Annotated in this window: 23 protein-coding genes; 9 read left to right on the top strand and 14 right to left on the bottom strand. The window is 69.0% G+C overall.

All coding sequences use genetic code 11. From position 1 onward, the window contains the following. Positions 1 to 3: 3 nt before the first annotated feature. The 3 genes from ACWEIJ_RS26210 to ACWEIJ_RS26200 all read right to left on the bottom strand — a co-directional run bounded on the left by ACWEIJ_RS26210 (position 4) and on the right by ACWEIJ_RS26200 (position 3,067). Positions 4 to 1,317, bottom strand: a complete 1,314-nt coding sequence (locus ACWEIJ_RS26210; protein WP_449839880.1) for a citrate synthase — start codon at positions 1,315 to 1,317, stop codon at positions 4 to 6. A 224-nt stretch (positions 1,318 to 1,541) separates the two neighbouring features. Continuing rightward, the gene (locus ACWEIJ_RS26205; RefSeq protein ID WP_449839879.1) at positions 1,542 to 2,486 is read right to left on the bottom strand and encodes a carbohydrate kinase family protein; all 945 of its coding nucleotides are present in this window, start codon (positions 2,484 to 2,486) and stop codon (positions 1,542 to 1,544) included. Continuing rightward, positions 2,483 to 3,067, bottom strand: coding sequence for a TetR/AcrR family transcriptional regulator (locus ACWEIJ_RS26200; protein WP_449839878.1), 585 nt, complete (start codon positions 3,065 to 3,067; stop codon positions 2,483 to 2,485). The genes ACWEIJ_RS26205 and ACWEIJ_RS26200 overlap by 4 nt, the downstream gene beginning before the upstream one ends. Before the next feature lie 82 nt (positions 3,068 to 3,149). On the opposite strand from ACWEIJ_RS26200, the gene ACWEIJ_RS26195 reads away from it, so the two are divergent. Then, entirely contained in the window at positions 3,150 to 4,289 is a 1,140-nt protein-coding gene (locus tag ACWEIJ_RS26195; RefSeq protein ID WP_449839877.1) for an acyl-CoA dehydrogenase family protein, read from the top strand. Here the strand turns inward: ACWEIJ_RS26195 and ACWEIJ_RS26190 are convergent. Continuing rightward, positions 4,286 to 5,497 (bottom strand): amidohydrolase, encoded by a 1,212-nt coding sequence (locus tag ACWEIJ_RS26190; RefSeq protein WP_449839876.1) that lies wholly within the window; start codon positions 5,495 to 5,497, stop codon positions 4,286 to 4,288. The two genes, ACWEIJ_RS26195 and ACWEIJ_RS26190, sit on opposite strands and share 4 nt — an antisense overlap. Before the next feature lie 34 nt (positions 5,498 to 5,531). Next, a complete protein-coding gene (locus ACWEIJ_RS26185) occupies positions 5,532 to 6,419 on the bottom strand; it encodes an aldose 1-epimerase family protein (RefSeq protein ID WP_449839875.1) in 888 nt (295 codons plus the stop codon). 37 nt (positions 6,420 to 6,456) lie between these two features. On the opposite strand from ACWEIJ_RS26185, the gene ACWEIJ_RS26180 reads away from it, so the two are divergent. Both ACWEIJ_RS26180 and ACWEIJ_RS26175 read left to right on the top strand, forming a co-directional pair. Further along, complete coding sequence (locus ACWEIJ_RS26180) at positions 6,457 to 7,233, top strand: MBL fold metallo-hydrolase (protein ID WP_449839874.1); 777 nt, start codon at positions 6,457 to 6,459, stop codon at positions 7,231 to 7,233. After that, the gene (locus ACWEIJ_RS26175; RefSeq protein WP_449839873.1) at positions 7,230 to 7,949 is read left to right on the top strand and encodes an AAA family ATPase; all 720 of its coding nucleotides are present in this window, start codon (positions 7,230 to 7,232) and stop codon (positions 7,947 to 7,949) included. Before ACWEIJ_RS26180 ends, ACWEIJ_RS26175 begins: the two co-directional genes overlap by 4 nt. Here ACWEIJ_RS26175 and ACWEIJ_RS26170 read toward each other — a convergent pair. Continuing rightward, complete coding sequence (locus ACWEIJ_RS26170) at positions 7,946 to 9,319, bottom strand: APC family permease (RefSeq protein ID WP_449839872.1); 1,374 nt, start codon at positions 9,317 to 9,319, stop codon at positions 7,946 to 7,948. The two genes, ACWEIJ_RS26175 and ACWEIJ_RS26170, sit on opposite strands and share 4 nt — an antisense overlap. Before the next feature lie 72 nt (positions 9,320 to 9,391). Here ACWEIJ_RS26170 and ACWEIJ_RS26165 point away from each other — a divergent pair, with 72 nt between their 5' ends. Then, positions 9,392 to 10,183, top strand: coding sequence for a hypothetical protein (locus tag ACWEIJ_RS26165; protein ID WP_449839871.1), 792 nt, complete (start codon positions 9,392 to 9,394; stop codon positions 10,181 to 10,183). Here ACWEIJ_RS26165 and ACWEIJ_RS26160 read toward each other — a convergent pair. The 8 genes from ACWEIJ_RS26160 to ACWEIJ_RS26125 all read right to left on the bottom strand — a co-directional run bounded on the left by ACWEIJ_RS26160 (position 10,167) and on the right by ACWEIJ_RS26125 (position 18,907). Beyond that, positions 10,167 to 11,420, bottom strand: a complete 1,254-nt coding sequence (locus tag ACWEIJ_RS26160; RefSeq protein WP_449839870.1) for an MFS transporter — start codon at positions 11,418 to 11,420, stop codon at positions 10,167 to 10,169. The two genes, ACWEIJ_RS26165 and ACWEIJ_RS26160, sit on opposite strands and share 17 nt — an antisense overlap. Positions 11,421 to 11,486: 66 nt before the next feature. After that, entirely contained in the window at positions 11,487 to 13,421 is a 1,935-nt protein-coding gene (gene asnB, locus ACWEIJ_RS26155) for an asparagine synthase (glutamine-hydrolyzing) (protein WP_449839869.1), read from the bottom strand. Between the two features lie 464 nt (positions 13,422 to 13,885). After that, positions 13,886 to 14,542 carry a pyridoxamine 5'-phosphate oxidase gene (pdxH, locus tag ACWEIJ_RS26150; RefSeq protein WP_355448557.1) on the bottom strand — a complete coding sequence of 219 codons (657 nt, stop codon included), beginning with the start codon at positions 14,540 to 14,542 and terminating at the stop codon, positions 13,886 to 13,888. A gap of 155 nt (positions 14,543 to 14,697) precedes the next feature. Beyond that, complete coding sequence (locus ACWEIJ_RS26145) at positions 14,698 to 15,417, bottom strand: urease accessory protein UreD (RefSeq protein ID WP_449839868.1); 720 nt, start codon at positions 15,415 to 15,417, stop codon at positions 14,698 to 14,700. Beyond that, positions 15,396 to 16,031 carry an urease accessory protein UreG gene (ureG, locus tag ACWEIJ_RS26140; RefSeq protein ID WP_449839867.1) on the bottom strand — a complete coding sequence of 212 codons (636 nt, stop codon included), beginning with the start codon at positions 16,029 to 16,031 and terminating at the stop codon, positions 15,396 to 15,398. Before ureG ends, ACWEIJ_RS26145 begins: the two co-directional genes overlap by 22 nt. Continuing rightward, positions 16,021 to 16,632 (bottom strand): urease accessory protein UreF, encoded by a 612-nt coding sequence (locus tag ACWEIJ_RS26135; RefSeq protein ID WP_449840043.1) that lies wholly within the window; start codon positions 16,630 to 16,632, stop codon positions 16,021 to 16,023. The genes ureG and ACWEIJ_RS26135 overlap by 11 nt, the downstream gene beginning before the upstream one ends. After that, positions 16,629 to 18,311, bottom strand: coding sequence for an urease subunit alpha (locus ACWEIJ_RS26130; protein WP_449839866.1), 1,683 nt, complete (start codon positions 18,309 to 18,311; stop codon positions 16,629 to 16,631). Before ACWEIJ_RS26130 ends, ACWEIJ_RS26135 begins: the two co-directional genes overlap by 4 nt. Continuing rightward, entirely contained in the window at positions 18,308 to 18,907 is a 600-nt protein-coding gene (locus ACWEIJ_RS26125) for an urease subunit gamma (RefSeq protein ID WP_449839865.1), read from the bottom strand. Before ACWEIJ_RS26125 ends, ACWEIJ_RS26130 begins: the two co-directional genes overlap by 4 nt. Positions 18,908 to 19,096: 189 nt before the next feature. Between ACWEIJ_RS26125 and ACWEIJ_RS26120 the strand changes: the two genes are divergently transcribed. The 5 genes from ACWEIJ_RS26120 to serC all read left to right on the top strand — a co-directional run bounded on the left by ACWEIJ_RS26120 (position 19,097) and on the right by serC (position 23,603). Next, positions 19,097 to 19,921, top strand: coding sequence for an ABC transporter ATP-binding protein (locus ACWEIJ_RS26120; RefSeq protein ID WP_449839864.1), 825 nt, complete (start codon positions 19,097 to 19,099; stop codon positions 19,919 to 19,921). Next, the gene (locus ACWEIJ_RS26115) at positions 19,918 to 20,730 is read left to right on the top strand and encodes an ABC transporter permease (protein WP_449839863.1); all 813 of its coding nucleotides are present in this window, start codon (positions 19,918 to 19,920) and stop codon (positions 20,728 to 20,730) included. The genes ACWEIJ_RS26120 and ACWEIJ_RS26115 overlap by 4 nt, the downstream gene beginning before the upstream one ends. Then, on the top strand, positions 20,667 to 21,764 hold the full coding sequence (locus tag ACWEIJ_RS26110) for a sensor histidine kinase (protein ID WP_449839862.1): 1,098 nt from the start codon (positions 20,667 to 20,669) through the stop codon (positions 21,762 to 21,764). Before ACWEIJ_RS26115 ends, ACWEIJ_RS26110 begins: the two co-directional genes overlap by 64 nt. Beyond that, on the top strand, positions 21,761 to 22,363 hold the full coding sequence (locus ACWEIJ_RS26105; protein WP_449839861.1) for a response regulator: 603 nt from the start codon (positions 21,761 to 21,763) through the stop codon (positions 22,361 to 22,363). The genes ACWEIJ_RS26110 and ACWEIJ_RS26105 overlap by 4 nt, the downstream gene beginning before the upstream one ends. A 112-nt stretch (positions 22,364 to 22,475) precedes the next feature. After that, the gene (gene serC, locus ACWEIJ_RS26100) at positions 22,476 to 23,603 is read left to right on the top strand and encodes a phosphoserine transaminase (RefSeq protein ID WP_449839860.1); all 1,128 of its coding nucleotides are present in this window, start codon (positions 22,476 to 22,478) and stop codon (positions 23,601 to 23,603) included. Positions 23,604 to 23,646: the final 43 nt, after the last annotated feature.

Here is a 23,646-nt window from a genome sequence, read left to right as displayed (position 1 = left end):
GGCTCAGCGGTTCTCCATCGCGATGAAGTCGCGCTCCGCCGGGCCGGTGTAGATCTGCCGCGGACGGCCGATCTTCGTGGCCGGGTCGTTGATCATCTCGCGCCAGTGCGCGATCCAGCCGGGGAGCCGGCCGAGCGCGAACAGCACGGTGAAGAACTTGGTCGGGAAGCCCATCGCCCGGTAGATCAGACCCGTGTAGAAGTCCACGTTCGGGTACAGCTTGCGGGAGATGAAGTAGTCGTCCGCGAGGGCCGTCTCCTCCAGCTGCTTCGCGATGTCGAGCAGCTGGTCGTCGGCGCCGAGCTTGCCGAGGATCTCGTCGGCCGTCTTCTTGATGATCGCGGCACGCGGGTCGTAGTTCTTGTAGACCCGGTGGCCGAAGCCCATCAGGCGGACGCCGTCCTCCTTGTTCTTGACCTTGTTGACGAACGCCGCCACGTCGCCGCCGTCGGCCTTGATCTTCTCGAGCATCTCCAGCACCGCGCTGTTCGCGCCGCCGTGCAGCGGGCCGAACAGGGCGTTGATGCCCGCGGAGATGGACGCGAAGAGGTTCGCCTCGGACGAGCCGACCAGGCGCACGGTCGACGTGGAGCAGTTCTGCTCGTGGTCGGCGTGCAGGATGAACAGCAGGTCGAGCGCGCGGACCAGGTCCGGGTCGAGGTCGTAGGCCTCGGCCGGGAAGCCGAAGGTCATCCGCAGGAAGTTCTCCACCAGGCCAAGCGAGTTGTCCGGGTAGAGGAACGGCTGGCCGATCGACTTCTTGTAGGCGTAGGCCGCGATCGTCGGCAGCTTGGCCAGGAGGCGGATCGTGGAGATCTCGACCTGGTTGGCGTCGAACGGCGACAGCGAGTCCTGGTAGAAGGTCGACAGGGCCGACACCGCGGAGGACAGCACCGGCATCGGGTGCGCGTCACGCGGGAAGCCGTCGAAGAAGCGCTTGAGGTCCTCGTGCAGCAGGGTGTGCCTGCTGATCTTCTGCGAGAAGTCGTCAAGCTGGGCCTGGGTGGGCAGCTCGCCGTAGATGAGCAGGTAGCTGACCTCGATGAAGTTCGACCGCTGGGCCAGCTGCTCGATCGGGTACCCGCGGTAACGCAGAATGCCGGCGTCACCGTCGATGTAGGTGATCTCGGAAGAGCAGGAGGCCGTGTTGACGAAACCGGTGTCCAGGGTTACCAGACCGGTCGTCGCCAGCAGTTTGCCGAGATCGATGCCGGAGGCGCCTTCAGTCGCCGGCACCACCTTCATCTCGAGCTCTCCGCCCCCGTGGCGCAGCGCGACGGTCTGGGTGTCGTTCGGCGCAGTCGTCGCGTCGGGCATTCAAGTCCCTCTCAACGCTCGGACGGGGTGGCGGCAGGTCGCACGGCCTGCCGTCGTCTCGGACCACCCCGTTGGGATCTGAGTCTTCTAAGTTCACTCACGCTAGTCGGCGGAAGGCCCGCCTCGCAGCAGCGGTGTGAACCGATTCTGTGAGATGGGACCGGCATCACATCCGTAATGCCAGTTTCTAGCGCGGCTACCTCACGGTAGTCCGTTCCCCGGCTTTATCCACCCAGCGCAGCGGTGAGTTCGCTCGCAAAGGGGGGTTCGGCGCCTGCGCGGGAACATGTGATCGCGGCCGCAGCACCCGCGAAGGTCAATGCGCCGGCCCATTCCTCGTCACCGAGTGCGCGCACCTTCTCGACGCTCAACGCGTCGTGGTCGTGCAGCCACGCGAGCAGGGCACCTTGCACGGTGTCGCCCGCCCCGATCGTGTCGACCACGTCCACCTTCACCGGCGGCACGTCGACCTGGCCCGTGGCGGTGATCACTGACAGACCTTCGCCACCTCTGGTGAGCACGACCGCGGCAGGGCCCTGTGAAATCCACGTCCTTGCGATCTCGATCACGTCCCGAAGATCGTCACTGCCCTCGGCGAGCCACTGGGCGTCCTCCACCGACACCTTCAGCAGGCCGACGTCGGGCAGCCACGACCGGAACCGCGCCCGGTAGGCGCCCGGATCGGCGATGAGCCCGGCCCGGATGTTGGGGTCGAGCGCGGTGAGCAAGCGCTTGCTCTCGCGCCGCAGGACCTTCTCGTAGACCGAAGCACCGGGCTCCAGGACGAGCGACAGCGTGCCGAACGACACGGCCTGAACGTCGGCGGGCAACGGGCCGGGGTCCTCGACGAGCCGGTCGGCCGTGCCGTCGACGTAGAACGCGTAGCGCGCGCTGCCGTCCTCGGCGAGCCCGACGACGGCCAGGGTCGTGTTCTCCGGCCCGCGCTGGACCAGCTCGGTGCGCACGTTCGACGCGTGCAGCCGCTTGATCAGCTGCTCGCCGAAGTGGTCGCTCGACACCCGCGACAGGAAGCTCGTCGGCACGTCCAGCCGCCCGAGCGCGACGGCGACGTTGTACGGCCCGCCGCCCAGCTTCGGCGCGAGCGGGGCGAGCTCGTCGTCCCCCACCGGCACCATGTCGACAAGTGCCTCACCAGCAACCACGATCACTTCTGGCTCCGTTCTCTCTGAAGCCCATCCAACAACAGTTCACCGAGTGCGGTGAACGCCTCGGCGTCGGAAACACCTGCCCGTTTCGTGAGAACTCCGGTCTGGATGCTCTCGATGAGCAGCCCGGCCATCTCGGCGAAGAGCGCGGCGTGCACCTCCCGGAACACGTGCGTCTGCACACCGTCCTGGATGAACGCCTTGATGCGCTCGGCCGCGGCGCGCGCGTTGCGCTCGTAGGTGGCCCGCGTGGGCGGGAAGTCGGAGACGTCCGCGATGAACGCCGCCGAGGCCTTGGACAGCTCCTCCGCCGCGCCCGCGAGGTAGCTGCCGATGCGTTTGCGCACGTCGGAAAGGCCCGCGATGCGCTTCTCGATGCGCTCGGCCGCCCCCTTGAAGTACCGGCCGACGACCCGGACGGCCAGCTGCTCCTTGCTGCCGGCGAGTGCGTAGAGCGTCGACTTCGAGCAGTGCAGCCTGCCCGCGATGTCGTCGAGCGTGAGATGTCCGAAGCCCTCGGTGAGGAACAACGCCTCCAACCGGGTGAGCAGCTCGGCCTGCCGCTGCGTGAGAGCCCGCGTCATGTGCCGACCATGCCACATTTACTGGCAGGTGTACTGCCGTACGTCCTACAGTACAGCTACCAGTACACACCGGAGGTCGACGATGCCCGCCGAGCGGCTGCTCCCCACCCAAGAGGCCGAAGACCTGATCGCGCTGGTCAGGGAGATCGCGCGGGACGAGCTGAAGCCCCACGCCGCGGACGCCGAGGAGAACGAGAAGTTCCCCCGCGAGACGTTCCGCCTGCTGGGCAGGGCCGGCCTCCTCGGCCTGCCGTACGCCGAGGAGTTCGGTGGCGGCGCGCAGCCCTACGAGGTGTACCTGCAGGCCCTCGAAGAGGTCGCCTCGGCGTGGATGACGGTCGCCGTGGGACTCTCCGTCCACGTCATGTCGTGCTACGGACTCGCCACGTTCGGCACCCGCGAGCAGCAGGACCGCTGGCTGCCGGAGATGCTGGAGGGTGAGCTGCTGGGCGGGTACGCCCTGTCCGAGGTCCAGGCGGGTTCCGACCCGGCGGCCATGTCGACCCGGGCCGTGCGCCAGGGCTCCGAGTACGTCGTGAACGGCACCAAGGCGTGGATCACCCACGCGGGCGCCGCCGACTTCTACACCCTCATGGCCCGCACGTCCCCGGACGGCGGCCGGGGCATCTCCTGCTTCCTCGCCCCCGGCGAAACCCGCGGCCTCACCGCCGACACCCCCGAGCGCAAGATGGGCCTGACCGGTTCCATCACGGCGCAACTGCAGTTCGACGACGTCCGCTTCGAGGCGGACCGCCTGATCGGCAACGAGGGCGACGGGCTGAAGATCGCACTGTCCGCTTTGGACTCCGGCCGGCTCGGCATCGCCGCCTGCGCGGTCGGGCTGGCCCAGGCAGCACTGGACGAAGCCGTCGCCTACGCCAAGACGCGCACCCAGTTCGGCCGGCCGATCATCGAGTTCCAGGGCCTGGAGTTCCTGCTCGCCGACATGGCGGCCGCCGTCGAGTCGGCCCGCGCCACGTACCTCCACGCGGCCCGGCTGCGCGACCGCGGCCGACCGTTCCGCCAGCAGGCGTCGATCGCCAAGCTCGTCGCCACGGACGCGGCGATGAAGGTGACGACCGACGCCGTGCAGGTGCTCGGCGGCGCGGGCTACACCCGCGACTTCCCGGTGGAGCGCTACATGCGCGAGGCCAAGGTCCTGCAGATCTTCGAGGGCACCAACCAGATCCAGCGCCTCGTGATCGGCCGCGGCCTGCGTTAGGCCTGTTCGCGGTAGAAGGGGTCGGCGACGACCCCTTCGCCCTTGCGCTCGTCGAACGTGTAGACCTCGCGGCCCTCGACGTACACGTGCAGGGCCCGGCTCATCACGTCCAGCGGGTCACCTGACCAGATCACCACGTCGCCGTCGAGGCCGGGCTTCAGCGCGCCCACCCGGTCGTCCAGGCCCATGATCCTGGCCGGGTTGACCGTGAGCGACCTGATCGCCACCTCCGGGTCGAGGCCTTCCTTCACCGCCAGCGTGGCCTGGTGCACCAGGAAGTGGATCGGCACCACCGGGTGGTCCGTGGTGATCGCGAGCTCCACCCCGGCCCGCGCCAGGATTCCCGGGTTCCGCAGGCCCCGGTTGCGAACCTCCACTTTGGACCGCGAGGTGAACAGCGGCCCGATGATGACCGGGATCCCCTTCTCCGCGATGAGGTCCGCGATCAGGTGGCCTTCGGTGCCGTGGTTGATGATCAGCTTGTACCCGAACTCCTCCGACAACCTGATCGCCGTGGCGATGTCGTCCGCCCGGTGCGCGTGCTGGCACCACGGCAGCTCACCGCTGAGCACCTTCGCCAGGATCTCCTGGGTGTTGTTGCGGTCGAAGGGCTTGCCGTCCTTCTCCGCCTCGGCCTTGCGGGCCACGTAGTCCTGCGTCTTGGTCAGCTCGTCCCGGATGACCGCGGCGACCCCTTGCCGCGTGGACGGCAGCTTCCCCTTCTCGCCGTACACCCGCTTCGGGTTCTCGCCCAGCGCGCTCTTCACGCTGACCGGTTCCTTGACGAGCATCTCGTCGACGGTCCGCCCCCAGCACTTCACGGCCACCGTCTGCCCGCCGATCGGGTTGCCCGACCCCGGCTTGATCACCGCCGTGGTGACGCCACCGCTGAGCGCGTCGCCGAACCCGAGGTCGGCGGGGTTGATCGCGTCCAGCGCCCGCATCCGCGCGCCGACCGGATCCGTCATCTCGTTGGTGTCCTGGCCGGCCCAGCCCTCGGCCTCCTCGTGAACGCCGATGTGCCCGTGCGCCTCGACGAAGCCGGGCAGCACCCAGGCCCCGTCCGCGTCGACGACCTCGATCCCGTCCGGGATGTCGACGTCGGCGCCAACCGCGACGATCTTCCCGTCCTGGATCAGGACAGTGCCTCCCTCGACGGGGTCCCCGTCGACGGGCACGACGTAGCCCCCGGTGATCGCGATGTTCATGGTTAGCAACGCTAACGGTTGCGCGGGCGTTTCGCTACGAGAGCGGCTTGATCCCCCACCGGGCGCCCCACGACTCACCTGGAGCCACCCGGATCAGGTCGATGCCGGAGTTCAACGCGTCCGGCGGGCAGGTCATCGGCTCGATCGCCACCGCACGGCCGCGGCCGGGGTAGTTGTCCGGCGTGTACACCTGCACCCAGCGGAACGCGGGGTCCGCCCAGACCTCGACCCCGCCGTCCTCGGCCTCCAGGAAGTGGTGGACCAGGCCGTCCGCGGCGGGCTCGCAGCCGCCGAACGGCGTGTCCAGCTGGACCCCGTCCAACGACCGTCCCTCGCGGAAGTCGAGCTCGGTCCCCTCCACCGGCGTCGCCGCCCCTGAAGGCACCATCCGCGCGGTGTCCAGCGGCAGCACGGTCGTCGCCGCCAGCGTCAGCGTGCACGAGTCGGTCGAGGCGTTCCCGGCCCGCGGGTACGGGTGCGTGCCCACCCCGAACGGCGTGGCGACGTCCCCGACGTTCTTGACGCCGTGCGTGACCGTCAGCCCGTTGTCGTCCAGGGCGTACGACACGGTGACGTACAAAGCCGCGGGCCACCCCGGCTGAGGCTCGATGGTCGTCTGCAGCGAGACCAACGACCCGGTGTGCTCCAGCACCGACCACGGCCGCCGCCGGACCAGCCCGTGGATGGCGTTCCCGCGAGCGGGTTCGGTCACCTCCAGCTGCTGGACCACCCCGTCCAGCACCCAGGACGCCCCTGCCGTGCGGTTCGGCCACGGCACCAGCACCGCACCGGCGCTCATCGGCGGCTTCTCGTCCGCGCCGAACGTCTCCACATACGGAACGCCGTCCACCTCGAAAGACCGCAGGCCCGCGCCTACAGTCGTGATCACGGCGGTGGCACCCTCGTACGAGATCCCCAACATGAGGCTGCAGCCTACGGGGCCAACGGAAGGATTCCCCATGAAGGTTCATCACCTCAACTGCGCGACCATGCGCCCTCCGATGGTGGCGGGCGGCATCGTGGCGCACTGCCTGCTGATCGAGACCGACCAGGGCCTCGTCCTGGTCGACACCGGCTTCGGCACGCACGAGGTGACCAACCCCAAGGGGACGATCGACGGCCTCAGCCGCGCGCTGCTCAAGCCGTTGCTCGACATCAACGAGACCGCGATCTTCCAGGTCGAGAAGCGCGGTTACGGCGCGGAGGACGTGCGGCACGTCCTGCTCACCCACCTCGACCTGGACCACGCGGGCGGGCTGCGGGACTTCCCGAACGCCACGGTGCACGTGCTGGACACGGAGCTGGAGAGCGCGACCAACCCGCGCAACGCCAAGGAGCGGGCGCGGTACCCGAAGGCGCAGCGCGAGGGCGTCACGTTCCAGACGCACAAGGCCGAGGGCGAGGACTGGTTCGGGTTCGAGGCGGTGAAGGACGTCCCGGGCCTGCCCGACGACATCCTGATGGTGCCGCTCATCGGCCACACCCGCGGCCACACCGGCATCGCGGTGAAGTCCGACGACGGCTGGTTGCTGCACGCCGGCGACGCCTACTTCTACCGCGGCGAGGTCGAGACGCCGCCGAGCAACATCTTCGCACTGAAGCTCACCGCCAGGCAGACCGAGACGATCCGCGAGCAGCGACTGTCCAATGTGGAACGGTTGCGGGAGCTCAAGGCGAGCGGCGAGGCCGAGGTGTTCTGCGCCCACGACCCGGTCGAGCTCGCCAGGCTCGCGTGACGTTCATCCGCCAGATCCGCGTCGACCGGGCCGCGGACACCCACCGGTACCCGTTCACGCTCCCGGTCGTGCGGCACCTGGTCCGCAACCCGCTCGAACTGCGCCGGCCCGTCACGTTCCTGGTCGGGGACAACGGCGCGGGCAAGTCGACGCTCGTCGAGGCGATCGCGGTGGCGGCCGGGTTCAACGCGGAGGGCGGCTCGCAGTCGTTCCGCTTCGCGACGAAGGCCACCGAGTCGTCGCTGGGCGACCACCTGATCCTGAGCTGGGGCGTCAAGAAGCCGAGAACCGGCTACTTCCTGCGCGCCGAGTCGTTCTACAACGTCGCCACCGAGATCGACCGGATCGGCGGCGGGATCCACGCGTCGTACGGCGGGAAGTCGTTGCACGAGCGGTCGCACGGTGAGAGCTTCATCGACCTGATGACACACCGGTTCGGCGGTCGCGGCCTCTACGTCCTGGACGAGCCGGAGGCCGCGCTGTCGGTGCGGGGATGCCTGGTCGTGCTGCGGCGCATGCAGGAGCTCGTCGACGAGGGTTCGCAGTTCGTCATCGCCACGCACTCGCCGATCCTGCTCGCGGCACCGGGCGCGCAGATCCTGGAGATCACCGACGGCGTCATCGACGAGGTCGCCTACGACGCGGCGGAACCGGTCGCGCTCACCAGGAACTTCCTGAGCGAGCCCGACCGGTTCCTGAGGCACCTGCTGGACTAACGGCCACCGCTGCCGTGCGCCAGGCGGTTGATGCCCCAGAGCACGAGACCGGCGAGCAGCAGCCAGCCCGCGGTCGTGTAGTCGCTCCACGGCCGTCCGGACGTCCACGGCAGCACCAGGTAGGCGCAGCAGAGCGCGCCCAGCACCGGTGCCCACGTCGGCGCGCGGAAGTGCCGGTGCTCCACCTTCTCCTTGCGCAGCACCAGGAGCGCGACGTTGACGATCATGAAGACGATCAGCAGCAGCAACGACGTCGTGCCGCCCAGCTTCGCCACGGTGCCCGTCGACACCAGGATCACCGCGAGCCCCGTGGTGAACACGATGGAGATCCACGGCGTGCGCCGCAACGGGTGCACGGTGTTGAAGAACTTGGGGATGATGCGCTCGTTCGCCATGCCGTAGAGCAGACGGCTCGCCATCAGCATGTTGATGAGCGCCGAGTTGATCACGGCCAGCAGGCCGATCAGCGCGAAGACCCACAGCGGGAAGCCCGGCGCACCCACCGACACGACCTTGAGCAACGCGTTCGTCTCCGCTTTCGCCAGCTCGTCCGCGGGGATCAGCAGCGACGCCGTGGTCGTCACGAGGACGTAGATCAGCGCGGCGATGCCCATGCCCATGAGGATCGCGCGGGGGAAGATCCTGGTCGGGTCGTGGCACTCCTCCGCCATGTTCACCGAGTCCTCGAACCCGACCATCGCGAAGAACGCCAGCGCGGTCGCCGAGCTGATGGCGATCACGATGCCCGTGCCCCGCGGGTCCTCGACCTGGGTGAGACGGCTCGGGTCGCCGTCGCCGACCACGACGGCGTACGCGCCGATGGCGATCACGATGAGCAGGCCGGACAGTTCGATGCACGTCAGCACGACGTTCGCCTTCACCGACTCCGAGACGCCGCGGAAGTTGACCAGCGCGAGGACGACGACGAAGACGATCGCCAGCGCCGTCCAGACTAACGCGTCCTTGGAGGCCGTGATGTCGAAGAACTCCACGAGCAGCTGGCGCAGGTAGGTGTTGCCGAACGTGAGCGCGGCCGAGGAGGCGGAGGTCAGCCCGGAGCACATCACGGCGAAGGCGACCATGAAGGTCAGGAACTGCAGCTTGAAGGCTCTGTTCGTGTAGAGCGCGGCACCCGCGGCCCTGGGGTACTTGCCCACGAGCTCGATATAGCTGAACGCGGTCAGGAAGGCCACCACGAACGCGAGCACGAACGGCAGCCAGAGCGCGCCGCCGATGTTCTTCGCGACGCTGCCGACCAGCGCGTAGATACCGGTGCCGAGGATGTCGCCGACGACGAAGAACAACAGGAGTTTCGGGCCGATCGCCCGTTTCAGCTCAGGTTGCTCCGTTTGTGAAGTCGCTTCAGCCATGTCCCGGGATTGTGCCCGTTTTGCCCAAGTCCCCACGGGTGCAGGCGATCACCTCACCCATATGGTGTAACCATGAGACGCACCGCAAGTCTGCTCGGCGCGGCGATGGCCCTGACCGCGCTCACCGCCTGCACGTCGGCACCGCCGCCGGCCCAGCCGAAGCAGTTCTCCGACGTGCAGAGCCTGGTGGCCGCGGTGTCCAAAGTGGTCAACGAGAAGAAGACCTACCGCTTCACCATCGCACCACCGACCACGGGCGGCGTCACGGCTCCCGCCAACGGTTCCGTACGTCTGGGCGACGTGCCGAGCATCGACGCGACCACCAAGCGGCCGGTGCAGACCGGCGGCAAGGACGAGGAGCTGCGGTTCGTCTCGACCACGACCGACAGCACGTTCGTGAAGCTGCCGCCGGTGTTCGGGCTGCCGCAGGACAAGTCGTGGATCAAGCTGGTGCGCAAGGACGACGACGAGCTCACGAACACGTTGCTCGGCTTCCACGACGTCATCTACCAGCAGGCCGTCTTCACCACCTACCACCTGCCCGTGGTGCGGGCGGGCGGCGAGCTCAAGCTGGTCGCGCAGACCGGCGAGCGCACCCGGTACTCGATCGCCGTCGACTACCAGAAGGCCTACGACGCGCTCACCGACGAGAACCTGCGCAACGAGGTCAAGCTCGCCCTCGACCAGGGCGTCACGAACGCGGTGGGAGAGATCGAGCTGGACGGCAGCGGACTGCCGACGCGCATCAAGTTCTCCACGCAGTTCAAGAACGCGCTGATCGTCGACGAGGCGCTGTTCACCGACTGGGGCTCCGACGTGCGGATCACCGAGCCGCCCGCGAACGAGATCAGCCCGCGGAACTGACCCGGTAGCGCCAGATCGCGGGCAGCAGCACCACCATGGTCACGGTCGCGACGATCACCAGCACACCACCCGCGGTCACCGCCGCGGCGGTGCCGAACGCCGCGCCACCGGTGCCGTGCAACAGGTCCGCGATGCGCGGCCCACCCGCCACGACGACGATGAAGACGCCCTGCATGCGTCCCCGCATCTCGTCGGTCGCGGCCGACTGCAGGATCGCGCCGCGGAACGCCATCGACACCATGTCCGCGGCTCCCGCGAGCGCCAGGAACGCCGCCGCGACCCACAGCGACCCGGCCAGGCCGAAGCCCATGATCGCGACGCCCCAGCCGGCCACGGCCAGCGTCACCGCGACACCGTGCCGCTTGATGTTCGAGATCCAGCCGGACGTGAGCCCGCACAGCACCGCGCCCACGGGGATCGCCGCGAACAGCACGCCCAGCGCGAACCCACCGCCGGGCGGGTCGCCGAACGTGTGCTGGGCCATCTCCGGGAACAGCGCCCGCGGCATGCCGAACACCATCGCGATGATGTCCAGCAACATGCTCGCCAGCAGCACCTTCTGCGCCCACAGGTAGACGAACCCGGCCAGCACGTCCTTGAGCCCCGCGCGCCGCACCACGCCGTCGAGCGGGGGCATCGACGGCAGCTTCCACACCGCGTAGAGCGTCACGACGAGCGCGACCGCGTCCACCAGGTACAGCGTCGACAGCCCGACCACCGGCATCAGCGCACCCGCGAGCAACGGCCCGAGCACCGCGCCGAACTGCATGACCGTCGAGCCCAGGGCGCCCGCCGAGGGCAGCAGCTCGGCCGGCACCAGCCGCGCGATCGACGCCGAGCGCGCGGGCGCGTTGGCCGCGAAGAACACCTGCTGCAGACCGAGCAGCCCGATCACCAGCCACACCGAGCCGACGTTCAGCGCCGCCTGCGCCCACAGCAGCACCGACGAGACGGCGATGCCGGTGTTGGTGACGAGCAGCAGCTTGCGCCGGTCGACCGTGTCCGCGATGGCACCGCCCCACAGCCCGAAGACCAGCAGCGGGACGAGCGCGACACCCGCGGCGATGCCGACCCACGCGGACGAGCCGGTGAGGTCGTAGACCTGCTTGGGAACGGCGACGGCGGTGAGCTGGGAGCCCACCGCCGTGACGATCGTGGACAGCCACAACCGGCGATACGCGACGATCTTCAACGGTCGAGTGTCGATCACGAACGTCGAGCGCGCGCTTCTCCCCACAGTGGCCACATCGTTAGCTTATGACAACTAACAAGTCCTTTACGTGACTCTGTCGCCAACGCCACTTCAGAGGCGGACGGGGTAGACCGGCTCCGGCACCTTCGGGCTGATCCGGCCCTCGACGAAGATCCCGTGCCAGATCATGAAGCACAGCACCGACCACAGCTGGCGGCTGCGGTCGAACTGCTCGGACTTGTGCTCGGCGAGCAGCTCCAGCACCGCGTTCTTGTCGAGCAGGTGCCCGGTCTGCGAGTCGGCGATGATCCCGCGCGTCCAGTCGTACATCTCGGCGCGCAGCCAGTGCCGGATCGGCACCGGGAAGCCCAGCTTGGGCCGGTTGAGCACGTGCGCCGGAATGATCTTCGCCAACGCCTTGCGCAGCGCGTACTTGGTCGTCCCCTCGGTGAGCTTCTGGTCGAGCGGCACCTCGGCCGCGACCTTGAACACCTCGGGGTCGAGGAACGGCACCCGCAGCTCGATCGAGTTCGCCATGGTCACCTTGTCGGCCTTGACGAGGATGTCGCCGCGCAGCCAGGTGAACAGGTCGATGTGCTGCATGCGCGCGACCGGGTCCCAGCCCTCCGACTCGCGGTACCAGGGCGCCGTGACGTCCTGGAAGCCGATGCCCTCGACGTAACCGGGGAACACGGCCCGCACCTGCGCGTCGCTGAAGTTGCGCGCGTTGCCGTAGTACCGCTCCTCCAGCCTGAGCGAGCCGCGCCGCAGCAAGTCCTTGCCCCGCACGCCTTCCGGAATGGACTTCGACACCGCGCCCATCAGCTTCCGGACGCCGCCGGGCACCTTCTCGAAGGGGGACAACGAAAGCGGCTCGTGGTAGATCACGTACCCGCCGAACAGCTCGTCCGCACCCTCGCCGGACAGCACGGCCTTGACGTACTTGCGCGCCTCCCGCGCGATGAACCACAACGGCACCAACGCCGGGTCCGCCACCGGGTCGTCGAGGTACCAGATGATCAGCGGCAGCTCTTCCATCATCTCGTCGGGCGACACGGTCCGCACCACGTGCCGCACCCCGATCGCCGCGGCCGTCTCCGCGGCCACGTCCACCTCGGAGTACCCCTCGCGGTCGAACCCGCTGGTGAACGCGATGAGGTTGGGGTTGTGCAGCTTGGCCAGCGTCGCCGTGGCCGTCGAGTCGATGCCACCGGACAGGAACGCGCCGACCGTGACGTCCGGGTCCGAGATCATGTGCTTGGCCACCGAGTCCCGCATGACCTCGGCGATCCGCTCGTGCAACGCCTCGGCCTCGTGCTCGCTGTTGACCGGCCGCGGCGCGAACACCGGCTTGAAGTACCGGTTGAACAGCACCGGCCCGCCGGGCGAGACCTTGAACGACGTCCCGGACTCCACCCGCCGGATCGCCTTGTGCAGGGACTCGGGCTCCGGCACGTACTGCAGCACCAGGTAGTGCTGCAACGCGGTCTGGTCGAGCTCCTGGCTGATCCCGAGCACCCCGGTCAGCTGCAGCAGGCTCTTCTTCTCCGACGAGAACGCCACCCCGCCGGACCCGGCCGCCCAGAACAGGGGCTTGATGCCGAACGGATCCCGCGCACCGAAGACGACCCGCTCCTCCGCGTCCCAGATCATGAACGCGAACATGCCCCGCAGCCGCTTGACCCAGTCGGCACCGTGGTAGTGGTACCCGGCGACGATGGACTCGCCGTCACCCTCGGTCTTGAAGCGCGCGCTGTGGCGGATCGCGAGCTCGGCCCGCAGCTCCTTGTAGTTGTAGATCTCGCCGTTGAAGTTCAACGTGTACCGAGTGGGGTTCTCCGGCGGCCCCCACACCAACGGCTGGTGGCTGTGCTCCAGGTCGATGAACCCGAGCCGGTTGAACCCGTAGACCACCTCGGCATCGGCCCACGTGTCCTGCTCGTCGGGCCCCCGATGCCGCTGGCAGCGCAGTGCAGCGGCCACAGACCCCCGCGCGGCGCTCGCGGCGGCTTCGGTGGAACAGATGAGTCCGAGCACTCCGCACACGTGAAATCGCACCTCGTAGCTAGCCGTTGCTGAAATCCCAGTATGCCCGTGCGCAAAACGGACACCCGCCCAACCCGAGGACGCGCGAGCCCCAGGTCAGGTTCCGCCGACTCCGCCACAGCGCCGCTCGGGACGGCGTGTCGGCACACCGGCCGGCGGGCTCGGGCGCGGTGGCGGACGGACTGCGAACGAGAGGCGCGTCCGGGGTGCGAGGGCGGCAGGCCAGGGGGCGGGCACGGCAGGCACGACGGCGGCGGGCACGGGTCCGGTTGATACGCGCGGTCAATGGCCGTGCGCGAAGCCGCGGTAATGACCGCCGGCCGAACCGGCGCAACCACGCACGCAAGGCGATCGGGGCAATCGCAATCGTCGCGAAGCGGCGATGACGCAACCAACACCCGTCAAAAACGAACAAAAAACGGGGCGCCCCCGCCCACCGGAGACGCCCCAACCGAACAAACGCCCTACGGAGCTACTCGCTCCACCTGCCACCCGTCCCGCCCAAGCCGGAACCGCAGCCGGTCGTGCATCCGATCCCGCCGCCCCTGCCAGAACTCGACCTCCTCAGGCCGAATCCGCCACCCACCCCAGTGCGGCGGCACGGGAATCTTCTCGGTGTCGGCGAACTGCCGCTCGATCTTGTGCAGCGCGGAATCCAAAGTAGACCGCCCGGTCACCACGCGAGACTGCGGCGACGCCCAGGCACCGATCTGCGAGCCGCGCGGCCGCGAGTTCCAGTACTCGGCGGTCTCCACGGGCCCGACCTTCTCGACGGTCCCGCGCACGTGCGCCTGGCGCTGCATCGCGAACCACGGGAAGGTCGCCGACGCGTACCGGGTGGCCATCAGGTCGTGCGACTTGTTGGACGTGTAGTTGGTGAAGAACACCAGGCCTCGCTGGTCCAACCCCTTGGCCAGCACCGTGCGTGAGGACGGGCGGCCCTTGGTGTCGGTGGTCGCGAGCACCATCGCGTTGGGCTCGGGCAGGCCGGCACGGGTCGCTTCGTCCAGCCACAGCTGGAGCTGTTCGTGCCAGGTGGCGGAAAGCTCCGACTCGCTCAGCGAGCCCTGCTCGTACGACACGCGCATCGCCGGCAGTGCGATGTTCGTGGTCTCCGTCATCGGCGAACCTCCAAGCAGCGGCAGAACTCGTGGTCCCTGGACCCGCGACCATACGCACGGCGCACGAATGGCGAAACCGCCTGCGTGGTGATGACCACCACCTGAACGGTGACTGTCCGTACAAAGAACTGTTCTGGATCGAGACCGTGATCGAGTCAGATGGCGTCAAGCACACGTGTGACCGTGACCACGTCATCACCCAGTGCGGTAGCGAGAGATCCGCCCGCTGCCAACGGGACGACGTTCCACCACTCACCGCCATCCGCGCCGCGATCGACCGCGTCCAACATCAACGACGTGCCCACGACCCGTTTTCCCGCCAGTCCCGCGGCGGACGAGTCGACCGCCGGTGAGCCGACCACGAGCTGTTGGTGCAACAACGGCTTGCCGCAACGGGTTGCGCGCGTTGACGTCGACAGAACACCGGACGTCTCGCCCGTGCGGCCGAGCACCAGCACCTCCCGCAACGACAACTCTGCGTGACCGTCCAATTCGGCCTCCACCACCGCCGTGTGATGGGCGCGCCGGGTCACCACCGTCGGCTCCGGCAGGTACCGGACGGAGCCCTCCACCGAGAACCGCACGGAGGAAGAAGACGGCAAACCGGTCGGACCGGGCAGCATCAGGGTCGCGGCCACTCCGCGTAGATCAAGTGAGGCTCCAGGGCCCACTTCGACGGTCAGCTCAAGCGAGTCTCCACCGAGCGGGGACGTCACGGAGCTGACGAGGTGCACCAGCGCCACCGGACCCACCCGGCGCGCGGGCACCAGCGTCAGGGGCGACTGCGAGCGCAGGACCCGCACGACGCTGTTGCCGTGCGAGTCCAACGCCACCACCAACCGCGCGGAGGCCTTCACAGCTGCGCCAGCACCCACTTGGCGACCTCGGGCGCCTCGGGCGTCTCCACCAGCGACTGCGCGATGACCGGCAGCTCACCGCGCATCCGGTGCGCGTCGGAGATCATCACGTCCATGTCGGCGCCGACGAACGGCGCCAGGTCGATCTTGTTGATCACCAGCAGGTCCGCGGTCGTCACGCCGGGGCCGCCCTTGCGCGGCACCTTGTCGCCGCCGGCCACGTCCACGACGAAGATCTGCTTGTCGACGAGGCCGCGGGAGAACACCGCGGTCAGGTTGTCGCCGCCGCTTTCGATGATCACCAGGTCCAGGTCCGTGAACCGGTGCTCAAGGCGCTCGACGGCGTCCAGATTGGCGGTGATGTCGTCGCGGATCGCGGTGTGCGGGCAGCAACCGGTCTGCACGGCCTCGATGCGCGCCGGGTCGAGCACGCCCGCCCGCCGCAGGAAGTCCGCGTCCTCGGTCGTGTAGATGTCGTTGGTGACGACCGCCAACGACAGTTGCGACCCCAGCGCGCGGCACAGAGCGGCGGTCAGGGCGGTCTTGCCGCTGCCCACCGGGCCGCCGATGCCGATGCGCGGCGCGGCGCCGTGGTGGTGGTCGTGCGGGTCTGGCCCGTGGTTAGCTCCCAAAGAGACGCACCCCTTCGCGACGAACATGTGCCTCGGCCAGGAGATCCAAGGCAGGTGAACCGAGTGCGGGCAGTTCCTTGCACGCCCGCGCGGCGACTTCCTCGACTTCAAGCGAAGCCACGATCGCGTTGACCCCGAACGGGTCCAGTCCCAGCAACCGCACAGCGGCCGACGCGGGCCCGCTCACGGCAAGATAAGCGCAGGTCAAAGCCGCTTCGTACGGCTCGTCGACCAGCACGCCGATCACCAGCGGCTGATGCGGGGACGGCGGCAGCGACGACAGCCGCGCGGACGGCCACGCCCGCCGGGCCGCCCGCAGCATGCCGCGTCCCTGCGCCCGCGACGCCTCCCGCTGGGCGGGCGACGGCGTCCGCGCGTCCAGTTCCGCGTCCAGCACGGCCAGGTCCTCACCGCGGGCCGCCGCGGCCGCGAAACCGGCCGCCAGCAACCCCGCAGTGTGCAAACGCCCGTGCAGGAACGACTCCAGCGTCGGCTCGTCCCGCACCAACCCGCGCGCGGCCGCCTCTTCCAGGCCGCCGGAGTGCACGTGGCCGCCGCCGGGGAAGCGGGAGTCGGCGAGGATCAGCGCGGTCAGCATCAGAACAGGAAGTACCTCTGCGCCATCGGCAGTTCCGCCACCGGCGACGGCTCCACCAGCGAACCGTCGACGTGCACGGCGAAGCTGTCCGGGTCGACGCGCACGTCCGGCATCGCGTCGTTCAGGATCATGTCCGCCTTCGTCACCGATCGCGTGGACGACACCGGCCGCACGCGCCGCGCGTACCGATCGGCGATTCCGGCCTCGATCGCTTCCGGCGCAACGAAGAACACCGACGAGGCCGCACCGGCGGTCGCACCGAACATCGGCCGCGCCCACACCGGTTGCGGCGTCGGGATCGAGGCGTTGGCGTCACCCATCGCGCCCCACGCGATGAACCCGCCCTTCAGCACCACCGAGGGCCGCACGCCGAAGAACTTGGGCTCCCACAACACGAGATCGGCGAGCTTGCCGACCTCGACCGAGCCGACCTCGGACGCGATGCCGTGCGCGATCGCGGGGTTGATCGTGTACTTCGCGACGTACCGCTGCGCCCGCAGGTTCGAGTCCATCGAACGACGGGACTGCATCACGTGCGCGGTCTGCCAGGTCCGGATGATCACCTCGCCGACCCGGCCCATCGCCTGCGAGTCCGACGAGATCATCGAGATCGCGCCCAGGTCGTGCAGCAGGTCCTCGGCGGCGATGGTGGTCGGCCGGATCCGCGACTCCGCGAACGCCAGGTCCTCCGGCACCGACGGGTTGAGGTGGTGGCAGACCATCAGCATGTCGAGGTGCTCTTCGAGCGTGTTGACGGTGTGCGGGCGCGTCGGGTTCGTCGACGACGGCAGCACGTTCGGCAGCGAGACCACGCGGATGATGTCCGGCGCGTGCCCGCCGCCCGCACCCTCCGAGTGGTAGGCGTTGATCGACCGGCCGGCGATGGCGTCCACGGTGGACTCCAGGAACCCGGCCTCGTTCAACGTGTCCGTGTGGATCGCGACCTGCACCCCGGACTCGTCCGCGACGCGCAGGCACGCGTCGATCGCGGCGGGCGTGGTGCCCCAGTCCTCGTGCAGCTTGAACCCGCCGGCGCCGCCGGCGAGCTGTTCGCGCAGGCCTTCTTCCGAGACCGTGTTCCCCTTGCCCAGCAACAGGACGTTGATCGGCATGTGGTCCATCGACGTGAGCATCCGGTCGAGGTACCAGGCTCCCGGCGTGACCGTGGTGGCCTTCGTGCCCTCCGCCGGGCCGGTGCCGCCGCCGACCAGCGTCGTGAGCCCCGACGCGAGCGCCTCGTCGACGATCTGGGGGCAGATGAAGTGCACGTGGCAGTCGATGCCGCCCGCGGTGAGGATCTTCCCGTTGCCGGACAGGATCTCCGTCGACGGCCCGATCACCAGCGCGGGGTGGACGCCGTCCATGGTGTCCGGGTTGCCCGCCTTGCCGATGGCGACGATCCGGCCGTCCCGCACGCCGACGTCGGCCTTGACCACACCCCAGTGGTCGAGGATCACCGCACCGGTGATGACCAGGTCGGGCGCGCCCTCCGCACGGGTCGCGATCCCCTGCCCCATCGACTCGCGGATCACCTTGCCGCCGCCGAAGATCACCTCGTCACCGGAGCCGGCACCGCGCGAGCGGTCCTCGGTGACCTCGATGAACAGGTCGGTGTCGGCGAGCCGGATGCGGTCGCCCGCGGTCGGCCCGAGCAGTTCGGCGTAGCGCTCGCGGTCGATCATCGCTGCAACCCCCGGACGATCCTCAAGCCTGCCAACGGAACCAGCGTGACCTCGCGCTCGACGCCGGGCTCGAACCGCACCGCCGTGCCCGCCGGGACGTCCAGCCGGTAGCCGAACGCGGCCTCCCGGTCGAACTCCAGGCCCGTGTTGACCGATGCGAAGTGGAAGTGCGACCCGACCTGGACGGGCCGGTCACCGACGTTCACCACGGTCATCGTGATGCGCGGCCGGCCGGGGTTCAGCTCGACGGGTTCGGAGCCGACGACGACCTCGCCCGGCGCCGGGCCGGCGGACGGCGCGATCGGGTGGTGCACGGTGACGAGCTTGGTGCCGTCCGGGAACGTGCCCTCGACCTGCACCGAGTCGATCATCTCCGGTACCCCGCGCATGACCTGCTCGGGCGCCAGCACGGTGCGGCCGCTCTCCATGAGCTCGCTGACCGTGCGGCCGTCCCGCGCGCCCTCCAGCACGTGGTCGGTGATCAGCGCGACGGCCTCGGGGTAGTTCAGCAGCACCCCGCGTTCCAACCGGCGGCGGGCCACGTCGGCGGCGACGTGCACGAGGAGCTTGTCGCGTTCATGCGGCGTCAGATGCACCCGGACGTTCTATCACGCGAAAGCAAGATCTCGCAGTGCGGAAACGTCGCCGAAACACATCGGTACGCGGGGAGCTTTCGTACTCCAGGAGAGGACGGAAGGGCCCCGCGTGTCCACCGACCGGTTGACAACCGGGGTCGGCGGTGCGGTCGTCCCGCCGAGCCCCCTCGAAACCGCAGGATTTGTGCCATGAACGCGATTCGAGTGAGGGGCCTGACCAAGGCCTACAAGGGCCACCAGGCGGTGGCAGGGGTGGACCTCGACGTCGCACGGGGCGAGGTCTTCGCGGTGCTCGGGCCGAACGGGGCCGGCAAGACCACGACCGTCGAGATCCTGGAGGCGCACCGCGGCCGCGACGGCGGTGAGGTGAGCGTGCTCGGCGTCGACCCGGCCAAGGCGGACCGGACGTGGCGCGCACGGCTCGGCATCGTCCTGCAGAGCGCGAACGACGCCGCGAACCTCACGGTCAACGAGGCCGTGCGGCACTACGCCCAGTACTACGCCGACCCGCGCGACCCCGGCGAGGTGATCGAGCTGGTCGGGCTCGCCGACAAGGCGAAGTCCCGCGCCGGCACGCTCTCCGGCGGTCAGCGGCGCAGGCTCGACGTGGCGCTCGGCATCATCGGCCGCCCCGAGCTCGTGTTCCTGGACGAGCCGACCACGGGCTTCGACCCGGAGGCGCGCCGCCAGTTCTGGGGCCTGATCAAGAACCTGGCCGCGGAAGGCACCACGATCCTGCTGACCACGCACTACCTGGACGAGGCAGAGGCGCTCGCCGACCGCGTGGCCGTGCTCGCGGGCGGCCGGATCGTCGCCGAGGGCACGCCGCAGAACCTGGGCGGCCGCGCGCACGCCGAGGCCACCGTCCGCTGGACCGACGACCGCGGCCGGCGCGAGGTCCGCACGCACGAGCCCACCAAGGTGATCGCCGAGCTCGCCCGGCACGGCGAGCTCGCCGAGCTCACCGTCACCCGTCCGTCGCTGGAAGACGTCTACCTGGAGCTGATCGCATGACCACCGTGACAGCCAGAACGGCTGCACTCCCCGGAACCCTTCGGATCGGTCTCGCGAGGGGTGCGACCGAGCTGCGGGAGTTCTTCCGGCAGAAGGAATTCCTCATCTTCACGGTGTCACTGCCCGGCATCCTGATGCTGCTGCTCGGCACCGTGTACGTGAAGAACCCCGCAGAGGGCCAGATGTTCGCGGCCAGCATGATCGGCGCGGGCATCATCTCGACGTCGTTCGTCGGCCTCGGCGTCAGCGTCGTGGCCGACCGCGAGGACGGCACGCTCAAGCGCCTGCGCGGCACGCCGATGCCGTTGCCGTCGTACTTCATCGGCAAGGTCGTCCTGGTCTTCGTGTCGAGCCTGTTCGAGGCGGCCCTGCTGCTCGTCGTGGCGATCGTCCGGTTCGACATCGAGCTGCCCGCGACGGCGGACAAGTGGCTGACGTTCGCGTGGGTGTTCCTGCTCGGTGTGGTCTCGTGTTCGCTGCTCGGCGTGGCCATCAGCGCGCTCTCCAACTCGACCCGAAGCGCGTCCGGCGTGCTGAACCTCCCGTACATCGTGCTGCAGTTCCTGTCCGGGGTCTTCATCATGCAGTCGGCGCTGCCGGACTCGCTGCGCACCGTGGGGTCGCTCTTCCCGCTCAAGTGGGTGTGTCAGGGTTTCCGTTCGGTGTTCGCGCCGGACGACGGCTACGCGGTCATGGAGGCGGCGGGATCATGGGAGCTCGGCAGGATCGCGCTGGTGCTCGGTGCGTGGACGGTGGCGGGGCTGATCCTCGTGACGCGCACCTTCCGCTGGACAACAAAAACCAGCTGATCACCTGGTACGTGCTCTTCGTGATCACCCAGGTCACCGCCCTGGTGATCGTCCTGTTCGACGGCAACCCGCTGTCCGACCGCCTGGCGGCAGCGGGTCTGCTGGTGCTCAACATGATCTGGTTCTGGACCTGGGGCAAACGCCTGATCGAGGAGGACAGGGACGACTGGCGCGGCTTCGTCCACGCGGCCGGGTCGCTGGTGCTGTTCGCCGGAGCGGTGTGGTTCAGCGGTTCGGCGACGTTCGCGTTGTTCGGCCTGGTGTCCCAGGTCTACATGATGCTGCCGCTGTGGTGGGCGTTCGTCCCGGTGGTGCTGCTCGTGCTGACGCCGCAGATCCTCACCTACGCGGCCGGGCTGAGGCCGACGCTGCCGCTCGCCGCGGCGTTGCTGATCATCGGGTTCTCCCAGGCGTTCGGGTGGGCGATCACCAGGATCACTCACCAGAACAAGCAACGCGGTGTGCTGCTGGACCGGATCGAGGCGCTGACCATCGAGGCCGAGCGGGCCAGGTGGTCGGCCGAGATCCACGACACGCTCGCGCAGGGCTTCACGTCGATCATCACGCTGCTGCAGGGCGCGGAACCGAACGTGGAGCTGGCGCTGCGGACCGCGCGGGAGAACCTCCGCGAGGCTCGCGCCCTGGTGGCCTCCAACGCACCGTCCCCTTTGGACGGTTCCACGTTGGAGGACGCCTTGCGGCGGTTGGTTTCCGGAGTTTCGCTGCCCTCGTCGTTCCGGGTGATCGGGAACGCCGTGCCGTTGACGACCTCGGTCGAGGTGGTGCTGCTGCGGACCGCGCAGGAGGCGTTGACCAACGTGGCACGGCACTCCGGTGCGTCCCGGGTCGACGTCGTGATGAGGTTCGACCAGGACGGCGTCTCGCTGGAGGTGCGCGACGACGGCCGCGGGTTCGACGACGCGCCGGAGGGCTTCGGCCTGCGCGGCATGCGGGCCCGGCTGGAACAGGTGGGTGGGACGCTCTCCCTGTCGAGCGACGAGGGTGCGTCGGTGCTGGTGGAGGTACCGCTGTGATCAGGATTCTGCTGGTGGACGACCACCCGGTGGTGCGTCAGGGCCTGAAGGGCATGCTCGTGGCCGACGACCTCGAAGTCGTCGGTGACGCCGGGTCGGGCCAGGAGGCGATCGAGAAGGCCGCGCTGCTGAAGCCGGACGTCGTGCTGATGGACCTGCGAATGCCCGAAATGGACGGTGTCGCGGCGACCGCGAAGATCGCCGGAACCGGGCCGCGCGTGCTGGTGCTCACCACCTACGAGACCGATTCGGACATTCTTCGCGCGGTCGAGGCCGGCGCATCCGGCTACCTGCTGAAGGACTCCACCACCGAGGACCTCATCGCGGCGATCCGCGCGGCCTCGCGCGGGGAGACCGTGCTGGCGCCGTCGATGGTCGCGAAGGTCGTCGGGCAGGTCCGCACGCCGCCGCTGTCCGCGCGGGAGGCCGAGGTGTTGCGGCTGGTCGCGAAGGGTCTGTCGAACGTCGAGATCGGGCGGACGCTGTTCATCTCGGAGGCGACCGTGAAGACTCACCTGCTGCGGGTGTTCAACAAGCTGGGGGTGTCCGACCGCACCGCCGCGGTCACGACGGCACTGGATCGAGGCATGCTGCAGTGACCCACGACACCCGGCTGTCACCTTGCCGCTACCCGCCTGCAACACTGTGAACTCCGGCAACGGCGCCGGTCAGGTCCGTTCAGATCGTCCATCGCCCCGGAGGCGTGACCACATGACCCAGACCGCCGATCCGACCTCGTTGGTGCTGCCCGCCGAGCTCAAGCCGTCCGACGGCCGCTTCGGCTGCGGGCCGTCCAAGGTGCGCCCCGAGGCCGTCGCAGCTCTCGCGTCCGAAGGTGCGGCCCTGCTCGGCACCTCGCACCGGCAGAAGCCCGTCAAGAACCTCGTCGGCCGGGTCCGTTCCGGACTGCGCGAGCTCTTCCAGCTCCCCGACGGCTACGAGGTCGTGCTGGGCAACGGCGGCACCACGGCGTTCTGGGACGCGGCGTCCTTCGGCCTGGTCCGCGAGACCGCCCAGCACTTCACCAACGGTGAGTTCTCCTCCAAGTTCGCGAAGGTCACGCAGACCGCGCCGTTCCTGAAGGACTCGCTGGTCACCAAGGCCGAGCCGGGCACCGCGCCCGAGCTCTTCTACGCCGAGGGCGCCGACCTGGTCGGCTGGGCGCACAACGAGACCTCGACCGGTGTGGCGATGCCCGTCGTGCGGCCCGAGGGCTCGGACGGTGCGCTGATCGCGATCGACGCGACGTCCGGTGCCGGTGGTCTGCCGGTGAAGGCCGAGGACTTCGACGTCTACTACTTCGCGCCGCAGAAGTCGTTCGCGAGCGACGGCGGCCTGTGGCTCGCGCTGATGTCGCCCGCCGCGCTGGCCCGCGTCGAGGAGCTCAAGGACCGCTGGGTGCCGGAGTTCCTGTCGCTGCCGACCGCGCTCGACAACTCCACGAAGGACCAGACGTACAACACGCCGTCGGTCGCCACGCTGTTCCTGCTGGCGCACCAGATCGACTGGATCAACGGCAACGGCGGCCTCGACTGGGCGGTGAGCCGCACCAAGGACTCCAGCAGCCGTCTGTACAGCTGGGCCGAGAAGACCGCCTACACCACGCCGTACGTCGAGAACCCCGCGCACCGCTCGCAGGTCGTCGGCACGATCAACTTCACCGACGACGTCGACGCGGCGACCGTGGCGAAGGTGTTGCGCGCCAACGGCATCGTCGACGTGGAGCCGTACCGCAAGCTCGGCAAGAACCAGCTGCGGGTCGCGATGTTCCCGGCCATCGAGCCGGACGACGTCACGATCCTCACGCAGGCCATCGACTGGGTCGTCGGCCAGCTCTGATTTCCACGATGAAGGGAACCTTCATCCACCTCACGTGGAGGAA

Source organism: Lentzea sp. NPDC004789 (assembly GCF_053601075.1).
The sequence above is the reverse complement of the archived record's forward strand: the minus strand, read 5'-3'. Positions and strand labels throughout refer to the sequence as shown.

Bases quoted from the DNA above. Each gene is read 5' to 3' on its own strand.
- ACWEIJ_RS26210 (WP_449839880.1), bottom strand. From the start codon at position 1,317: ATGCCCGACGCGACGACTGCGCCGAACGACACCCAGACCGTCGCGCTG.
- ACWEIJ_RS26200 (WP_449839878.1), bottom strand. From the start codon at position 3,067: ATGACGCGGGCTCTCACGCAGCGGCAGGCCGAGCTGCTCACCCGGTTG.
- ACWEIJ_RS26195 (WP_449839877.1), top strand. From the start codon at position 3,150: ATGCCCGCCGAGCGGCTGCTCCCCACCCAAGAGGCCGAAGACCTGATC.
- ACWEIJ_RS26190 (WP_449839876.1), bottom strand. From the start codon at position 5,497: ATGAACATCGCGATCACCGGGGGCTACGTCGTGCCCGTCGACGGGGAC.
- ACWEIJ_RS26185 (WP_449839875.1), bottom strand. From the start codon at position 6,419: ATGTTGGGGATCTCGTACGAGGGTGCCACCGCCGTGATCACGACTGTA.
- ACWEIJ_RS26180 (WP_449839874.1), top strand. From the start codon at position 6,457: ATGAAGGTTCATCACCTCAACTGCGCGACCATGCGCCCTCCGATGGTG.
- ACWEIJ_RS26170 (WP_449839872.1), bottom strand. From the start codon at position 9,319: ATGGCTGAAGCGACTTCACAAACGGAGCAACCTGAGCTGAAACGGGCG.
- ACWEIJ_RS26165 (WP_449839871.1), top strand. From the start codon at position 9,392: ATGAGACGCACCGCAAGTCTGCTCGGCGCGGCGATGGCCCTGACCGCG.
- pdxH (WP_355448557.1), bottom strand. From the start codon at position 14,542: ATGACGGAGACCACGAACATCGCACTGCCGGCGATGCGCGTGTCGTAC.
- ACWEIJ_RS26130 (WP_449839866.1), bottom strand. From the start codon at position 18,311: ATGATCGACCGCGAGCGCTACGCCGAACTGCTCGGGCCGACCGCGGGC.
- ACWEIJ_RS26120 (WP_449839864.1), top strand. From the start codon at position 19,097: ATGAACGCGATTCGAGTGAGGGGCCTGACCAAGGCCTACAAGGGCCAC.
- ACWEIJ_RS26115 (WP_449839863.1), top strand. From the start codon at position 19,918: ATGACCACCGTGACAGCCAGAACGGCTGCACTCCCCGGAACCCTTCGG.
- serC (WP_449839860.1), top strand. From the start codon at position 22,476: ATGACCCAGACCGCCGATCCGACCTCGTTGGTGCTGCCCGCCGAGCTC.